Genomic DNA, 15,533 nt, shown 5'->3' on the forward strand with positions numbered 1-15,533 from the left:
TGATGAAACCGACCTATCCCATGATCGCGGGCGTCCTTTGCCTTGCTGCCTGCGGACCCATGCCAGGCGCCGATGTCGCACGTCTGCTGGAACGCGACGGCACCATCGTGACGCGCGGCGAAGGGCCGGAAGATGCCCGGCCCGATGCCTGCTATGCACAGGATGTGACGCCAGCGGTGATCGAAACGGTCACTGAACAGGTGATCGTGCAACCGCCCGAGATTTCGACCGATGGCACCGTGCGTGCACCAGCGATCTTCCGCACCGATACGCGCCAGCGCATCGTGCAGGAACGGCAGGAAATCTGGTTCGAAACCCCGTGCGAGGCGCAAAGCGACCCAGATTTCATCGCCACCCTGCAACGGGCCCTGTCCGCACGCGGGCATTACCATGGGCCGGTCACCGGCGTGATGGACCGGCGCACGGAGCGGGCGATCCGAGAATTTCAGGAACCACAAGGTTTGGATTCGGGGGTGCTGTCCCTGGCCGGTGCACGGCTGTTGGGACTGGCGGTCTGGGATCCCGTCGCGGCGCAACGACCCGAGGAATAGCTGTCAGTTGACTGGCTGGAATCACTTGACTCATTTTTGACATTGATATCAATTTCAGAAATGACCCTCACCGCCCCTGCTCCAACTCAGCCCCCCGATAGCGCCCGCTTTGGCGATGCGCTGCTCCTTGGCACGCGCGCAGCGCCCAAGGCCGAGCGCACCCGCGCAAGGCTTCAGGCTGCCATCTGCGCGCTGCTCAATGACGCCGCGCCAGCCGATCTGAAAGTCGCGGATATCGCCCGCGCGGCTGGCAGTGCCCACGGCACCTTCTACACCTATTTTCCCGACATCCGCGCCGCACTGGCCGAGACGCTGACGGGCTTTGTCGCCTTCCTGCAAACGCAGATGCGGGCCACCGCGCGGGCCGGGGAGACACCAGAAGATCGGGCGCGGCAGGCAACGGCGGCTTACGTGCGGCTCTTTGAAGACAACCGGGGACTGATGCGCTGTCTTGTGACCCGGATGGAAGCCTTCCCCGAGGCCAGCGCCGCGTTCGAGCGGCTTAACCGCGAATGGACTGAAACCGTCGTCGCGGCTTGGGCCAGGCGCAGTGACACCCTGCGCGACGAGCTACTGCGCCGCGCCCATGCGCTTGGCGGGATGGTCGATCAATATCTGATCATGCTGCATTTCGGATCCGACCCCGAGCTCGCCCGCATCAGCCAGGACCGCGCGGCCGTGGTCGAAACCCTTTCCCATATCTGGCAACAAGGAATGCGCGGATGAGCCTGATCGACGGGGCCGAATTCCAATCGGCAGAGGATTTGCTGCCCGCACAGCAGCAGGCGTGGATAGCACAGCGCGCCCATGTGACGGCGAACTCTGCCTTCTATAAGACGCTCTGGAACGGCGCGGCAGTGCCCGAGGACCTGCGCGACCTTCCCGCCCTGCCCCTGTCCGACAAGGCGGGGCTTCGACTGTCACAGGCCGCTCATCCACCATTTGGCGACTATCTTGCCGCTCCGCGCAGCCAGGCAAACCGTCTGCACAGGACCTCCGGCACCACAGGACAGGCAATGAACCTCGCCATGTCGGCGCGCGATTCTGAGATCACGGGCACCGTGGGCGGTCGCTGCCAATCCTCTGCCGGGCTGACGCCCGATCATACTGTTGTGCATTGCCTGAATTACCAGATGTGGATGGGCGGTGTGACCGATCACATGACGCTGGAGGCAACGGGCGCCTTGGTCGTGCCATTTGGCGTCGGGTCAACTGAGCTCTTGATCCGCACCATTCAGGAGGTCGGGATAAACGCGATTTCCTGCACGCCCTCCTACCCAGCCGTTCTTGAGCGGGTGCTGGAAGGCATGGGGATGAAACCCCGCGACCTCGACCTGAAACTGGGTCTTTTCGGGGGCGAACCGGGGCTGGATGACCCTGCCCTGCGTGACCGCATCCGAGAGACATGGGGGATGGAACCCAGGAACGCCAATTACGGCGTGTCCGACGTGTTTTCCAACTTCGCAGCGCAATGTGAGCATGACACGCGCCTGCATTACATGGCCGCTGATGTGCTGTGGCCGGAACTGATTGACCCGGAAACAGAAGCGCCCCTGCCCATTGCGACGGGCGTGGAGGGCGAACTGGTGCTGACCCATCTGGCGCGCGATTGTCAGCCGCTGGTTCGGTTCCGCACCGGCGATATCATTGCGATTGATGCGACCGATCCCTGCAAATGCGGGCGGCACGGCTTCCGCTTCCGGGTGGTGGGGCGCAGCGATGACATGGTGGTGGTGCGCGGGCTGAACCTCTTTCCTACCATGGTTGCGGCGGTGCTGACCGGGATGGATGCTTTGTCGGGCGACTACCGCATCGTACTGAACGCTCCGCCCCCCTATGACGCCCTGCCGATCACGGTGGAACTGGCGAAAGGACGCGATGCGACCGATGCCCTGCGCGCCGAGGTCGAAGCCGCCATGAAACGCAACCTTGGGGCCACCGCGCAGGTCACGCTGGTGCCGCATGGCACTTTTCCAGTGACCGAGGGCAAAACGAAACGCGTGCTGAGGGAGTATTGAAGTGACCGGTTTCACCTACGACACGGTGCGAAGCGATCTTGTAGAAGATGGAATCCGCCGCATTGCGCTCAACCGCCCCGACCGGCTGAACGCCATGAACCCATCCCTGATCCGCGACGTGACGCGGGCCTTTGACGATGCCAACGCCTGCCCCGAAACGCGGGCGATCATCTTCACCGGCGAGGGGCGCGCCTTCTGTGCGGGCGACGACCGGCAGGACCATACCCACCCCGAAAGCGAGGCCGAGGCGCGCGCCCTGGTGGATCTTATCCAGGCCGCCACGCGGGCGATCTGCCTTGGGCCGAAACCCGTGGTCGGAGCAATCAACGGATGGGCCGTGGGCGGTGGGTTCGAATGGGCGATCAACTGCGATTTCCCGATCTGGGGGGAAAGCGCCAAGGGTTTCTTCCCTGAGGTTTCGCTGAACCTTTTCGTAACGGGTGCGGTCACAACGCTATTGCCCAACCTTGTGGGCTTGAACAAGGCGCGTGAGATGCTGTTCTTCGGTGAACGCTACGGCGCGGCGGAACTGCACGAACTGGGGGTCGCCTGGCGCGTGGTGGCAGACCAGGCGCTGGCAGACGAGGCACTGGCCATGGCACGGAAACTGGCGGCGTTGCCGGTTCTGTCAACGCGGGCGATGAAACGTGTGCTCTACGCTGCTGCCGTGCCCGACCTGCACAGGGCGCTGGCCTTGGAAACCGAGGCGACGGTGGCAGGCTTTCTCGACCCTGAAACCACGCGATTGCTAAAGGAATTCTGAGCCGTCAGGTCAACACCACCCACAGCACCTGCACCGCCATCCAGATCACGATGAGTGACCCGATGGTATAGAACGTGGCCCGGATTTCATGGGATTTCGCGGTCGCGTAGGCCCAGAAATGCCCGGCCCTTGCGGCAACAAACCCGTAGAGCAACACCCACGCCAGACCCGGCGCGGGGTTGATCAGAACGAACGGCAATCCGGCCACCCAGAATGCCGGAATGTTTTCCAGATCGTTGCGGTGCATCCGGCGGGACCGATCGACATAATCGTCGTGCTCCAGTTGCGACGGGTCAGGCGCGAGGTTCAGCAGGCCCTTTGCAGCGTCCTCGGGGCTCGCCAACCCCCGGCCCGTGGTCTGGAACCGCCAGACCGTCATCCAGCCCTGCCCCATCACCTTGAGCACCGTCACCGCCACCGCAACGACGTAGGCGGTGAAGACCGGGTTATCCCACGTAAGAAGGTCCAGAATGTCTGTCATGATCGTTCCCCTTCCAGTCCCGACTTGACGCGGGGCGTTCGGGGTCACAGTCTACCTACCATTGGTAAGTAAACAATAGGCTTTGGAATGGCAGGCGCAAAGACCAGAGACTTGATCCTCGATATTGCCCGCGACTTGCTGACCGGTGGCGGTCTTGGCGCGGTGTCCTTCGGAAGTATCGCAGCGCGGCTTGGGCGATCAAAACAGGCGGTGCTGTACTGGTATCCGACCAAGGCGGACCTGCTGGCGGCGCTGTTTCTGCCGTGGTTGGAGGAGGAGGCAGCGCTGACCGAAAACGCGGTACGGAATGCCCCCGATCCGGAAGAGGCCATTGCCCGGTTCGTGCGGGCCATAGCGGCGTTTCACCTGTCCGACCTGACCCGGTTTCGCGCAATGTACGTGCTGCCGCAAACCCTGACACGCGGCGCGGGCGACCCGCGGGACTCTCAGGTTCTCGATAGGGTGCACAAGATCACGGATCGGCTCTATGCAGCGCTGGCGGCACAACTTGGCCCCGACCCCGTTGCCGCCCGCCAACAGGCTCTTGCCCTGCACTCTGCCGTTCTTGGCCTGTCGCTGATGGCGGGGTTGGCCGAGGGGCTGGACGATCCGCTGAAGCACGGGAATCAGGCGATGATCGAGGCATTGGTGGCCCGATTGACCCCGTAACGACAGCCCCACTGAAAGATCAGTGGCGCCCGCAGATCCTACCCACCCGCTTGCCGCGCATAGTCATCAGCGTCGAACCAGCCACGAGAGGCCGCGACTTTCAGATCCTCGGTCAGCTCCCATTCCTCCCAGCCACGGATGTGAAGCGGGTTTCCGGTTCCCGCGTCGTGGCCTGTGAAGCTCCAGACAAAGATCGCGTGCGTGCCGGACACCCGCAGGTCATCACAGGTCAGCGTCAGGTCTGGCACATCAGCGTAAAAGCCCGCCGCCATATCCTGCACGCGGGCACGGCCGGTCCAGGGATCTCTCCGATTGATGATGATTTCGCCATCTTCCGCGTAGAACGACGCCACGGCCTCGGCCGATTTCGAGTTCCAGGCGGCTGTGTAACGGTTTGCCATCTCGGCCACGGCTTTTGGATCAATCATCATAGCGCCTTCCGTTTTCCAAGCATTCGCCTGATGGTTGCATGCTTAAGCGTACCTGTCCAACACTGCCTGCAAAAGAAAAACCCCGCCGGATGTGCTCCGGCGGGGCTTGCCCTGGCATGACACAGGGGCTTTCGCTTATTTGTCGATCGGCAGCGCCACGAAACGCGGGGTGCCGTCGCGGCGGATCAGAAGCAGGATCGAGTTCTGCCCCGCTTCTTCGGCCGCATCCACACGCGCCTGGAAGCTTTCCACGTCCGACACGGGCTGCTGCCCCACTTCGGTGATCACGTCACCGGCCTCCAGCCCGCGCTCGGCGGCCTCTGAGTCGGGGTCCACCGCTTCCACCAACAGACCGTCCTGAACGCCATTGGCCTCGCGAGCCTCATCGGTCAGGGGGGCCAGTGTCAGCCCGAGGATTTCGGAGGACGGCATAACCTCGGCACCCGGGACCTCATCGGGGAAGGCTTCGCCCTCGGCGGTTTCGCGGCGGCCAAGCGTTACAAGCAGGGTCTGCGTCGCGCCATCGCGGTAGACCACCACGCGCACCGTTTCGCCCACACCAGAAGCGCCGACCACTCGGACCAGTTCGCGGGTGTCATCAACCTCGATTCCGTCGAATGTGGTGATCACGTCGCCCACTTCCATGCCAGCCACGCGCGCGGGGCCTTCTGGAACATCCGTGACCAGGGCGCCGGTTACAACATCAAGGCCAAGACCCTCTGCGATTTCAGCGGTTACATCCTGAATCCGGACACCAAGCCAGCCGCGGCGGGTTTCGCCGAATTCCTGCAACTGATTCACGACCCCGGCGACGACATTGGAAGCCATCGAGAAGCCGATGCCAATCGAACCGCCATTGGGGCTCAGGATTGCTGTGTTCACGCCCACAACTTCGCCAGCCATGTTGAACAGCGGACCGCCCGAGTTGCCCCGGTTGATCGCGGCATCGGTCTGGATGAAGTCATCATAGGTGCCAGAGAGCGCCCGTTCGCGGGCCGAAACGATGCCCACAGAAACCGAGAAGCCCTGGCCGAGCGGGTTGCCCACGGCCATAACCCAGTCGCCAACACGCATGACGTCGCTGTCACCGAACGGAACAAAGGCCAGCGCACTTTCAGGTTCCACCTTCAGCACCGCGATATCGGTGTTGGGGTCGGTGCCGATGACGGTCGCTGGCAGTTCGCTACCATCACGGAATTCCACCATGATTTCATCCGCGCCCTCAATCACGTGGTTATTCGTGACGATGAAGCCATCCTCGGAGATCACGAAGCCCGATCCAAGTGCATTGGGCCGGCGCGGGGCCGGGCCATTGGGGCCACCCGGCTGCTGACGGTCGAGGAAGTCATTAAAGAAATCCTCCAGCGGTGAGCCGGGCGGCACTTGCGGGCCAGGGCCGGTGCCCGAGGCGACGAGGCTGGTGGTGGTGATGTTGACAACCGCGTCACCAACTTCGTCCACCAGATCGGCAAAGCTGGACGGTCCCGCAACCTGGGCACGGCCCGGCATCGCGGTAGATGCTATGGCGGCAAGCGCCATGGAAATGATCAATAGAAGGGTCGTCATGGGAAGGGCCGATGTTCGGCTGCGCGGCATTGCCAGCGCGACGGCCCGGCGGTCTGTGGTTTGCATGGTCACTCTCGATATCCTCCGGTCAAACCAGTTTAGGCTGTCCCTGCCCTCTGATGACAGAAGATATTTGCCTGAAGCGGGAGTCAATCAACCAATGCCGTTGCGATTTCAGTCAAATAGGCGTGATCACGCGCAAATAGTGCGCGTCTTGGCGATCTATGCACCCTGAGATTCCGCAAAAGCCGATGCATTGGGCGTCCAATCTGATTTTTGGGATCAATCAAACGCCCGCGCGACGGGCGCTGCGATGCCAAGGCCCCGATTGCCTTCAATGGTCGGAACCTAGGCGCGCCCCAGGCGGGCAGTTCCCAAAACGCTGAGAAGGACCATCACGGCAGCTGTGGCCAGGCAAAGGGGAAGACCGCCAAGCTGGTAGCTGGCACCGGACAGCACCGTTCCGATCAAGCGGCCCGCAGCGTTCGACATATAGTAGAACCCCACATCCAGAGTGACCCTGTCGTCAGTAGTGAAGGCGAGGATCAGATAGGAATGGAGCGCGGAATTCACCGCAAAGATAGCGCCGAAGATCAGCAGGCCGGTAATCAGGATGACCGTCAGCCACGGGGCCGGAGCCCCAGAGAGCGCCGTAAGAGCCGCAAGGATCACGGGAACGGCGACCAGCGCCAGGGCCCAGGTCCGGGCGTCACGGATGATCTGATCGGCGGGGCGATGCGCAGCCTTCAGAAGCTTGGGCGCCCAGGCCTGAACCCCGCCATAAAGGATGATCCAGACCGCCATGAAGCTGCCGATCAGGAAAAAGGCCGTGCGGTTGCCGGACTCGCTGCCATCCGACAGGACCGCGTAGAAGTAGATCGGGATGCCAACAACGAACCACACGTCGCGTGCGCCAAACAGAAAGAGACGCGCAAAGCTCAGCCAGTTTACGTCGGGATTTTTTGAAAAGACCTCTTTAAACTTGGCATCCTTGCGGCCCGTTGGCAGCCCGGCGGGCATCTTAAATATGATGACCAGAAGGATCAGGGCCAAAAGGGCCGCCATCCCCGTTACCGACGCGGTGAAGCCCACCACCCCCAACAGCACTGCCCCCAGGAAAAAGCCCAACCCCTTGACGGCATTCTTAGATCCCGTCAACAGCGCCACCCAACGGAACAGCCCCGCGCCCTCTTTCGGGGCCAGCAGTTTTACCGCCGATTTGGACGACATCTTGGCCAGATCCTTGGCCACGCCAGAGACACCCTGTACTGCCATCACGAAGGCAACAGAGGCCGCCACGGACCAGGCGGGGTCAAGCTGTGTCAACGCCAGAAGCGCTGCGACCTGCAAGGTCAGGCCCGCATATAGCGTCGAGGTCAGGCCAAACCGCGCAGCGATCCAGCCGGCGCTGAGATTCGTCACCACGCCCGCGATTTCATAGAGCACGAAGAGATAAGCCAGCTGCACCGGTGAAAAGCCGAGCCCGTGGAAATGCAGCAACACCAGCATCCGCAGCGCCCCGTCGGTCAGCATGAAGGCCCAATAGGCCGCCGTCACCGCGACATAAGCGGCGAGGCCACTGGGTTGCGTCACAGCGAGGCCCCCACCATCAGTGCCACATCTGCCAGGCGATGCGCGTAGCCCCATTCATTGTCATACCAGGCATAGATTTTCAGCTGCGTGCCGTTCACCACCATGGTGGATGGCGCATCAACGATCGAGGAACGGGGGTCGTTGGTGTAGTCGGTGCTGACGAGAGGGCGGGTTTCATAGCCGAGAATGCCCGCCAGCTCGCCATTGGCGGCGGCCTCGAAGGCGGCGTTGACCTCCTCCACCGTCACGGCGCGCTCCAGCTCGAACACCATGTCGGTCAGCGAGGCATTCAGCAGCGGCACCCGCACAGCGTGGCCGTTCAGCTTGCCGGTGAGCTCCGGGTAAATGAGCGTGATCGCGGTGGCGCTGCCCGTGGTGGTGGGGATCAGCGAATTCAGCGCCGACCGGGCGCGGCGCAGGTCTTTCGCCGGGCGGTCGACGATGGTCTGCGTGTTGGTCACATCGTGGATCGTGGTGATCGATCCGTGCTTGATGCCAAACTGCTCATGCACGACCTTCACGACCGGGGCGATACAGTTTGTGGTGCAACTGGCAGCGGTGACGATACTGTGTACGTCGGGGTCGTAATCGTGGGTGTTGACGCCATAGACGATATTGGCCGTGGGGCCATCCTTGACCGGGGCCGACACGACGGCTTTCTTCACGCCAGCGGCGAAATAGGGGGCAAGCTTGGCCTCCGTCTTGAATACACCTGTGCAATCGATCACCACATCAACGCCATCAAGGGGCAGGTTTTCGAGGCTGCGTTCGTTATGAACCGGCAGGCGGGTGCCGTCGATCGTGATGCTGCTTTTGTCGTGGCTGAAGGCAGCTGGCCAGCGGCCATGCACGGTGTCGAACTCCAGCAGATGCGCGTGCATTTCGGGATCGCCCACGGCGTCATTGATCCAGGCGATATCAGCGCCGCGTTCCAGCAGCGGGCGCAGGGCAAGCTTGCCCATCCGGCCAAGGCCGTTGAGTGCATAGGTGGTCATATGTCGGATTCCTTGGTCGCGGCGATGCGGTCGATCTCGGCCTGAAGCGATATGCGGTCGAGGCTGTGCAGTGGCAGGGCGGTGAAGGCGGCAATGCGGTTCCGCAAAGCGCCATAGGTTTGCTGAAAGGCAAGTGTCTTTTCAGCGTCGGTGCCAGTGGCTTTCACAGGGTCAGGCAGACCCCAATGGGCGCTGATCGGCTGACCTTCCCAAGGCGGGCACTCTTCGTTTGCGGCAAGATCGCAGACGGTGAAGACGAAATCGAACGAGGGCGCGTCGGGCCCCTGAAACTCCGCCACATTCTTGGCCCGCAGGGCGGACACGTCATGACCCTTCTGGCGCAGCATCCGGACTGCGATCGGGTTTAGTTCCGAATAGGGTTTCGTGCCGGCGGACTGCACGGCAAACCGGCCCTCGCCTAGGTCGCGCAGCAGGGTTTCGGCGATGATCGACCGGGCGGAATTGCCGGTGCAGATGAACAGAACGCTATAGGTCTTGTCGGGCATGGCCCCGGTTCCTTCACTGGTAAGGGTCAGCGCCGGTGGGCAGATATCGGGCCGCCCCCGGCAGCAATCGTTGAACAAGAAATCAACCAACCCTTGCGCGGCTGTCACATTTGCGCGGTAAAGCAGCGAAGTGCCCTGACGCGCCTGCGCAATCAACCCGGCCTCACGCAATGCGGCCAGATTGGCCGACGCGGTGGACGCCTTCTGGCCCAGCGCAGAGGCGATCTCGCCCGCTGGAACGGCGTCGGGATAGCGGCGCATCAACAACCGGAAGATGGCGTTGCGCCCTTCATGCGAGAGGGTTGAAAGTTGGGTGAGGCATTCAATTTCCATATTTCACGAAATACAGAAATATTGGATGCAGGCAACCCCCACCGGCTCCTAACAGACCTGTTTTACAGAAGTTTCACAATCGGGAGCGGCTCGTCTGGAGATAAATACTTTAAGCTTGAAATAAATCTCCGCCCTGCTAGCGTGACTGAAGTAGCTGAGTCTTTCGATCCATCCGAAAGGGGTTTCCCGAATGAAGATCATCTGTCTTGGTGGCGGTCCGGCGGGGCTTTACTTCGCGATCAGCATGAAGCTGCGCGACCCCTCGCATGACGTGACGGTGGTGGAACGCAACCGCGCCAATGATACCTTCGGCTGGGGCGTGGTGCTGTCGGACGACGCGCTGAGCCGGATGGAAACCAACGACCCCAAGTCGACGCAGGCGATCCGCGATCACTTCGCTTATTGGGACGATATCGCCGTTGTTCATGACGGGGTGCGCACCGTGTCGGGCGGCCATGGCTTTGCCGGGATCGGACGCAAGCAAATGCTGATCCTCCTGCAGGAGCGCGCCCGCGAACTGGGCGTTAACCTGCAATTCGAAACCGAGTTCGGCAGCGCCGAGGACTATCGCCGTGACTATGACGTGGTCGTTGCCACCGACGGGATCAATTCCCGTATCCGCAACGAATACGCCGATGTTTTCCAACCCGATATCGACACGCGGCTGTGCAAGTTCGTCTGGCTCGGCACACACCAGAAATTCGACGACGCCTTTACCTTCATCTTCGAGAAGACGGAGCACGGCTGGATGTGGGCGCATGTCTACCAGTTCGACGACCAGACAGCGACCTTCATCGTGGAATGCCTGCCCGAAACCTGGGACGCCTGGGGCTTCGAGGATATGTCCAAGGAAGAAACCGTCGAAACCTGCCGCAAGGTTTTTGAACGGCGCCTGGACGGACATGCGCTGAAGTCGAACGCGGCGCATCTGCGTGGGTCTGCCGTCTGGATGCAGTTCCCCCGTGTGATCTGCGAAAAATGGTACAACGGCAACGTGGTACTGATGGGCGACGCCGCCGCGACCGGGCATTTTTCCATCGGGTCGGGATCAAGGCTGGCCTTTGACAGCGCCATCGCATTGGCCGAATACCTGCATTCTGAACCAACGATGGAAGAGGCCTTCGAACGCTACCAAGAGGAACGCCGCGTCGAGGTGCTGCGCCTGCAATCGGCGGCGCGCAACTCGCTGGAATGGTTCGAGGAGGTAGAGCGGTATCTCGATCAGGACCCGGTGCAATTCAACTACAACCTGCTGACGCGGTCGCAGCGGATTTCCCATGAAAACCTGCGCCTGCGCGATCCCAAATGGCTGGAAAGCGCCGAACGCTGGTTCATGACCCAGGCCGGGTTGCCCGAGGATGCCCCGCATCGCACGCCGATGTTCACCCCCTTCCGTCTGCGGAACATGGAGCTGAAAAACCGCGTCGTGGTCTCGCCCATGGCGCAATACAAGGCCGTGGATGGCAACCCAACCGACTGGCATTTCGTCCACTACGCCGAACGCGCAAAGGGCGGCGCAGGGCTGGTTTATACGGAAATGACCTGCGTTTCGCCCGAGGGCCGGATCACGCCGGGTTGCCCGGGGCTCTATGCGCCGGAACATGAAGCCCAGTGGCGGCGACTGGTGGAATTCGTTCATGCAGAAACGCCCGCCAAGCTGTGCTGCCAGATCGGCCACGCCGGGCGCAAGGCGTCGACCCAATTGGGCTGGGAAGAGGGCGATGCGCCTCTGAAAGACGGCAACTGGGAGATCATCGCCCCTTCGCCGCTGCCGTGGTCCGACGCCAACGCGATTCCGCGCGAGATGACGCGTGCGAATATGGATGCGGTAACAGCCCAGTTCGTGTCGTCGGTCCAGATGGCGGACCGCGCGGGTTTCGACATGATCGAACTGCACGCAGCCCACGGCTACCTTATCTCGTCTTTCATCTCGCCCATGTCGAACAAGCGGGTGGATGAGTATGGCGGGTCACTGGAAAACCGGATGCGCTATCCGTTGGAGGTGTTCCGTGCAATGCGTTCGGCGTGGCCCGCTGAAAAGCCCATGTCAGTCCGGATTTCCGCCAATGACTGGGTGGGCAATGCCGGCGTGACCCCGGAGGAAGCAGTCGAAATCGCCCGGATGTTCCATCAGGCGGGGGCCGACATCATCGACGTGTCCGCCGGGCAGACCAGCACCGACGCGCAGCCCATCTACGGCCGCATGTTCCAGACACCGTTTTCGAACCGCATCCGCAATGAGCTGAACATGCCGACCATGGCCGTGGGCAATATCTTTGAAACCGACCATGCGAACTCTATCCTGATGGCGGGCCGTGCGGATCTTGTCTGCCTCGCCCGTCCGCATCTGGCCGATCCCTATTGGACGCTCCACGCGGGCGTGGAACTTGGTGACACAAGCACCGACTGGCCCCTGCCCTACCTTGCCGGGCGCGATCAGGCTTACCGCTTGCAGGAGAAGAAAGCGCAGGAGGAGATCCGGGCATGAGCCTTGCGGGCAAACGTGTTCTGATCACAGGCGGCGGGACCGGCGTGGGTGCCGATCTGGCAGCAGGCTATGCGCAGGCCGGGGCAGAGGTTGTGATCGCCGGACGGCGCGAGGGCCCCCTGGCGGCAGTTGCTGGAGGAAACATTCGGGCCGTGGTGGCGGATGTGACGGATGAGGCGTCCGTCAAGGCGATGTTCGACGCGGCGGGCCCATGCGATATCGTTATCGCGAATGCGGGCGCGGCCAGTTCCGCGCCGCTGAAGCACACCAGCCTGACCGACTGGGACGCGATGCTGACGGTCAATCTGACCGGCGTTTTCCTGACCTTCCGCGAGGGGTTAACCCGCATGAACGGATGGGGACGGTTGATTGCCGTGGCCTCGACGGCCGGTCTTAAAGGGTATCGCTATGTGGCCCCCTATGCGGCGGCCAAGCACGGGGTTGTCGGGCTGGTGCGGTCTCTGGCGCTGGAGGTGGCGAAGGGGCCGGTGACGGCCAACGCGCTCTGCCCCGGTTTCCTCGATACAGAGATGACGGACCGATCGATTGCCAATATTCGCGAAAAGACCGGGATGACTGACGAAGACGCGCGCAAGGCGCTGGTGGCCTCGAACCCGCAGAAACGGCTGATCCAGCCTGCCGAAGTGACCGCTGCCGCGCTGTGGCTGTCGGGTCCGGGGTCCGAGGGCATCAACGGGCAGGCGATTGCCATCGCAGGGGGCGAGGTCTGATGCGAGACACCGATCTGTCAGCCCGGCGTCTGCGCACCTGGATCAGGTTGCTACGCCTGACACGCGCCACCGAGAACCACCTGCGCGAATATCTGCGGGTGAACCATGACACCACCCTGCCCCGCTTTGACGTGATGGCGGCGCTGCATCGTGTCAGCGGCCCGATGAAGATGAGCGATCTGAGCCGGCAGTTGCTGGTTTCAAATGGCAACGCCACGGCAGTGGTTGAACGGCTGGAAAAAGAAGACCTGGCCCGGCGCGCGCCCTCTGACGGGGATCGGCGCGTGGTGCTGGTGGAACTGACAGACAAGGGCCGCGCTGTGTTCGAGGAACAAGCCAAGGACCACCGGACCGAGGTCGACCGGCTGTTCGCAATGCTGGGACATGAAGAACTGGATGCTCTGCGGGATATCCTGCACCGCGTGGAGGAGGCAAGCGATGGCCAAAATGGCTGATCTGAAACCGATGCATTTTGACTGGCAGGTGCGCGAGCGCGTGGCGCGCGTTCGGCTCAATCGCCCCGACCGCAAGAACCCGCTGACCTTCGACAGCTACGCCGAGCTGCGCGACACCTTCCGGGCGCTGGTCTATGCCGATGATGTGGACGTGGTGGTCTTCGCCTCGAACGAGGGTAATTTCTGCTCCGGTGGGGATGTGCATGACATCATCGGGCCGCTGACCAAGATGAACATGAAGGAGCTTCTGGCCTTTACGCGGATGACCGGCGATCTGGTCAAGGCCATGATCGGCTGCGGCAAGCCCATCATCTCGGCGGTGGATGGCGTGGCCGTGGGCGCTGGCGCGATCATCACCATGGCCTCCGATATGCGGCTGGCGACGCCAGAGGCGAAATGCGCCTTCCTCTTTACCCGCGTGGGGCTGGCCGGTTGCGACATGGGGGCCTGCGCGATGCTGCCCCGGATTATCGGCCAGGGCCGCGCGGCGGAACTGCTTTACACGGGCCGCACGATGCGGGCCGAGGACGGGCTGGCCTGGGGCTATTGGAACGCGCTGCATCCCGCGGATCAGCTGGAGGACAAGGCGATGGAGCTGGCCGAGCGGCTGGCGGCGGGGCCGGTCTTTGCCCATGGTATCACAAAGACGCAGCTCAACCAGGAATGGAACATGGGGCTCGACCAGGCGATCGAGGCCGAGGCGCAGGCGCAGGCCATCTGTATGCAGACAGCGGATTTCGAACGCGCCTATCGGGCGTTTGTGGCGAAAGACAAACCGGTGTTCAGGGGGGATTGATGGCGGATCGCAGCTTTCTCGACTGGCCGTTTTTTGATGCCCGGCACAAGGACTGGGCCGAGGGGCTGGATGCCTGGGCGGCGGAGGCCGTGGCCTCGCTCGATCACGGTGACACCGACACCACCTGCCGGGGTCTGGTGAAGGCGCTTGGCGAAGCCGGTTGGCTGCAACCGACCGCCGCCGGAGCCGGCGAAAAGTTCGACGTGCGCACCCTGTGCCTGAGCCGAGAGACCCTGGCGCGCCATGACGGGTTGGCCGATTTCGCCTTTGCGATGCAAGGGCTTGGGACCGGGGCGGTCTCGCTCTTTGGCACGGACGCGCAGAAAGCCGAGTGGCTGCCGCTGACGTGCACGGGTCAAGCGATTGCAGGCTTTGCGCTGACAGAACCCCAATCCGGGTCCGACGTGGCGAATTCCACCATGACGGCGGTAGAAGACGGTGACAGCTTCGTTCTGAACGGTGAGAAGACGTGGATCTCCAACGGCGGAATTGCCGATGTCTACACGGTCTTCGCCCGAACCGGCGAGGCCCCCGGCGCGCGGGGTCTGTCGGCCTTCGTGGTCCCCGCCGGCACGCCCGGATTGGAGATTGTTGAACGATTGGAAACAATCGCCCCCCATCCGCTGGCGCGCCTGCGCTTCAGTGATTGCCGCATCCCAAAGGCCGCCCTTATTGGTGGGCGTGGCGAGGGCTTCAAGATCGCCATGTCGGTGCTGGATGTCTTCCGCTCGACCGTCGCCGCCGCTGCCTTGGGCTTTGCCCGACGAGCGTTGGATGAGGCGCTGACGCGGGTCAGCACCCGCCATGTGCAGGGCGCGGCACTGTTCGAATTGCAGATGGTTCAGGGCCATATCGCGGATATGGCGGTCGATGTGGATGCCAGTGCGCTGCTTGTTTACCGCGCGGCCTGGGCCAAGGATTCCGGGGCGGCACGGATCACGCGAGAGGCGGCGATGGCCAAGCTCTTCTCTACCGACCAGGCACAGAAGGTCATTGACCGCGCGCTGCAACTGCATGGTGGAGACGGTGTGAAATCCGGCGAAACCGTCGAAAAGCTCTACCGCGAAATCCGGGCGCTTCGGATCTACGAAGGCGCCTCGGACGTTCAGAAAGTCATCATCGCCCGCCAGGCCATGGCGGCGCATACGGGAGGCTGA

Annotated in this window: 16 protein-coding genes; 10 read left to right on the forward strand and 6 right to left on the reverse strand. The window is 62.6% G+C overall.

Annotated elements, in window-relative coordinates; genetic code table 11:
• Positions 1-2: 2 nt before the first annotated feature.
• From ACROHD_RS12725 to ACROHD_RS12740, 4 genes are read left to right on the forward strand one after another with little or no spacing between them, the layout of a single operon-like run.
• Positions 3-551 carry a peptidoglycan-binding domain-containing protein gene (locus ACROHD_RS12725; protein ID WP_432678296.1) on the forward strand — a complete coding sequence of 183 codons (549 nt, stop codon included), beginning with the start codon at positions 3-5 and terminating at the stop codon, positions 549-551.
• A 60-nt stretch (positions 552-611) separates the two neighbouring features.
• A complete protein-coding gene (locus tag ACROHD_RS12730; protein ID WP_432678297.1) occupies positions 612-1,277 on the forward strand; it encodes a TetR/AcrR family transcriptional regulator in 666 nt (221 codons plus the stop codon).
• Entirely contained in the window at positions 1,274-2,569 is a 1,296-nt protein-coding gene (locus ACROHD_RS12735; RefSeq protein WP_432678299.1) for a phenylacetate--CoA ligase family protein, read from the forward strand. Before ACROHD_RS12730 ends, ACROHD_RS12735 begins: the two co-directional genes overlap by 4 nt.
• 1 nt (position 2,570) lies before the next feature.
• On the forward strand, positions 2,571-3,332 hold the full coding sequence (locus ACROHD_RS12740) for an enoyl-CoA hydratase/isomerase family protein (RefSeq protein WP_432678301.1): 762 nt from the start codon (positions 2,571-2,573) through the stop codon (positions 3,330-3,332).
• A 4-nt stretch (positions 3,333-3,336) separates the two neighbouring features.
• Here the strand turns inward: ACROHD_RS12740 and ACROHD_RS12745 are convergent, their stop codons facing one another.
• Positions 3,337-3,813, reverse strand: a complete 477-nt coding sequence (locus tag ACROHD_RS12745) for an MAPEG family protein (RefSeq protein ID WP_432678304.1) — start codon at positions 3,811-3,813, stop codon at positions 3,337-3,339.
• 87 nt (positions 3,814-3,900) lie between these two features.
• Between ACROHD_RS12745 and ACROHD_RS12750 the strand changes: the two genes are divergently transcribed.
• Entirely contained in the window at positions 3,901-4,482 is a 582-nt protein-coding gene (locus ACROHD_RS12750) for a TetR/AcrR family transcriptional regulator (RefSeq protein ID WP_432678306.1), read from the forward strand.
• A gap of 38 nt (positions 4,483-4,520) precedes the next feature.
• Here ACROHD_RS12750 and ACROHD_RS12755 read toward each other — a convergent pair whose 3' ends face one another.
• From ACROHD_RS12755 to ACROHD_RS12775, 5 genes are all read right to left on the reverse strand, one after another.
• Positions 4,521-4,910 carry a nuclear transport factor 2 family protein gene (locus ACROHD_RS12755; RefSeq protein WP_432678307.1) on the reverse strand — a complete coding sequence of 130 codons (390 nt, stop codon included), beginning with the start codon at positions 4,908-4,910 and terminating at the stop codon, positions 4,521-4,523.
• A 138-nt stretch (positions 4,911-5,048) separates the two neighbouring features.
• The gene (locus ACROHD_RS12760) at positions 5,049-6,479 is read right to left on the reverse strand and encodes a Do family serine endopeptidase (RefSeq protein ID WP_432678309.1); all 1,431 of its coding nucleotides are present in this window, start codon (positions 6,477-6,479) and stop codon (positions 5,049-5,051) included.
• A gap of 348 nt (positions 6,480-6,827) precedes the next feature.
• Entirely contained in the window at positions 6,828-8,072 is a 1,245-nt protein-coding gene (gene arsJ / locus ACROHD_RS12765; protein WP_432678311.1) for an organoarsenical effux MFS transporter ArsJ, read from the reverse strand.
• A complete protein-coding gene (locus tag ACROHD_RS12770; protein ID WP_432678313.1) occupies positions 8,069-9,067 on the reverse strand; it encodes an ArsJ-associated glyceraldehyde-3-phosphate dehydrogenase in 999 nt (332 codons plus the stop codon). Before ACROHD_RS12770 ends, arsJ begins: the two co-directional genes overlap by 4 nt.
• Complete coding sequence (locus ACROHD_RS12775) at positions 9,064-9,906, reverse strand: arsenate reductase/protein-tyrosine-phosphatase family protein (protein WP_432678315.1); 843 nt, start codon at positions 9,904-9,906, stop codon at positions 9,064-9,066. The genes ACROHD_RS12770 and ACROHD_RS12775 overlap by 4 nt, the downstream gene beginning before the upstream one ends.
• A gap of 190 nt (positions 9,907-10,096) precedes the next feature.
• Here ACROHD_RS12775 and ACROHD_RS12780 point away from each other — a divergent pair, with 190 nt between their 5' ends.
• From ACROHD_RS12780 to ACROHD_RS12800, 5 genes are read left to right on the forward strand one after another with little or no spacing between them, the layout of a single operon-like run.
• The gene (locus ACROHD_RS12780; RefSeq protein WP_432678317.1) at positions 10,097-12,394 is read left to right on the forward strand and encodes a bifunctional salicylyl-CoA 5-hydroxylase/oxidoreductase; all 2,298 of its coding nucleotides are present in this window, start codon (positions 10,097-10,099) and stop codon (positions 12,392-12,394) included.
• Positions 12,391-13,125, forward strand: a complete 735-nt coding sequence (locus tag ACROHD_RS12785) for an SDR family NAD(P)-dependent oxidoreductase (RefSeq protein ID WP_432678318.1) — start codon at positions 12,391-12,393, stop codon at positions 13,123-13,125. The genes ACROHD_RS12780 and ACROHD_RS12785 overlap by 4 nt, the downstream gene beginning before the upstream one ends.
• The gene (locus ACROHD_RS12790) at positions 13,125-13,580 is read left to right on the forward strand and encodes a MarR family winged helix-turn-helix transcriptional regulator (protein WP_432678319.1); all 456 of its coding nucleotides are present in this window, start codon (positions 13,125-13,127) and stop codon (positions 13,578-13,580) included. The genes ACROHD_RS12785 and ACROHD_RS12790 overlap by 1 nt, the downstream gene beginning before the upstream one ends.
• On the forward strand, positions 13,564-14,376 hold the full coding sequence (locus ACROHD_RS12795; RefSeq protein WP_432678321.1) for an enoyl-CoA hydratase family protein: 813 nt from the start codon (positions 13,564-13,566) through the stop codon (positions 14,374-14,376). Before ACROHD_RS12790 ends, ACROHD_RS12795 begins: the two co-directional genes overlap by 17 nt.
• Positions 14,376-15,533, forward strand: a complete 1,158-nt coding sequence (locus ACROHD_RS12800) for an acyl-CoA dehydrogenase family protein (RefSeq protein ID WP_432678324.1) — start codon at positions 14,376-14,378, stop codon at positions 15,531-15,533. The genes ACROHD_RS12795 and ACROHD_RS12800 overlap by 1 nt, the downstream gene beginning before the upstream one ends.

The sequence above is a fragment of the Nioella aestuarii genome (assembly GCF_050896395.1).
Taxonomy (GTDB): domain Bacteria; phylum Pseudomonadota; class Alphaproteobacteria; order Rhodobacterales; family Rhodobacteraceae; genus Nioella; species Nioella aestuarii.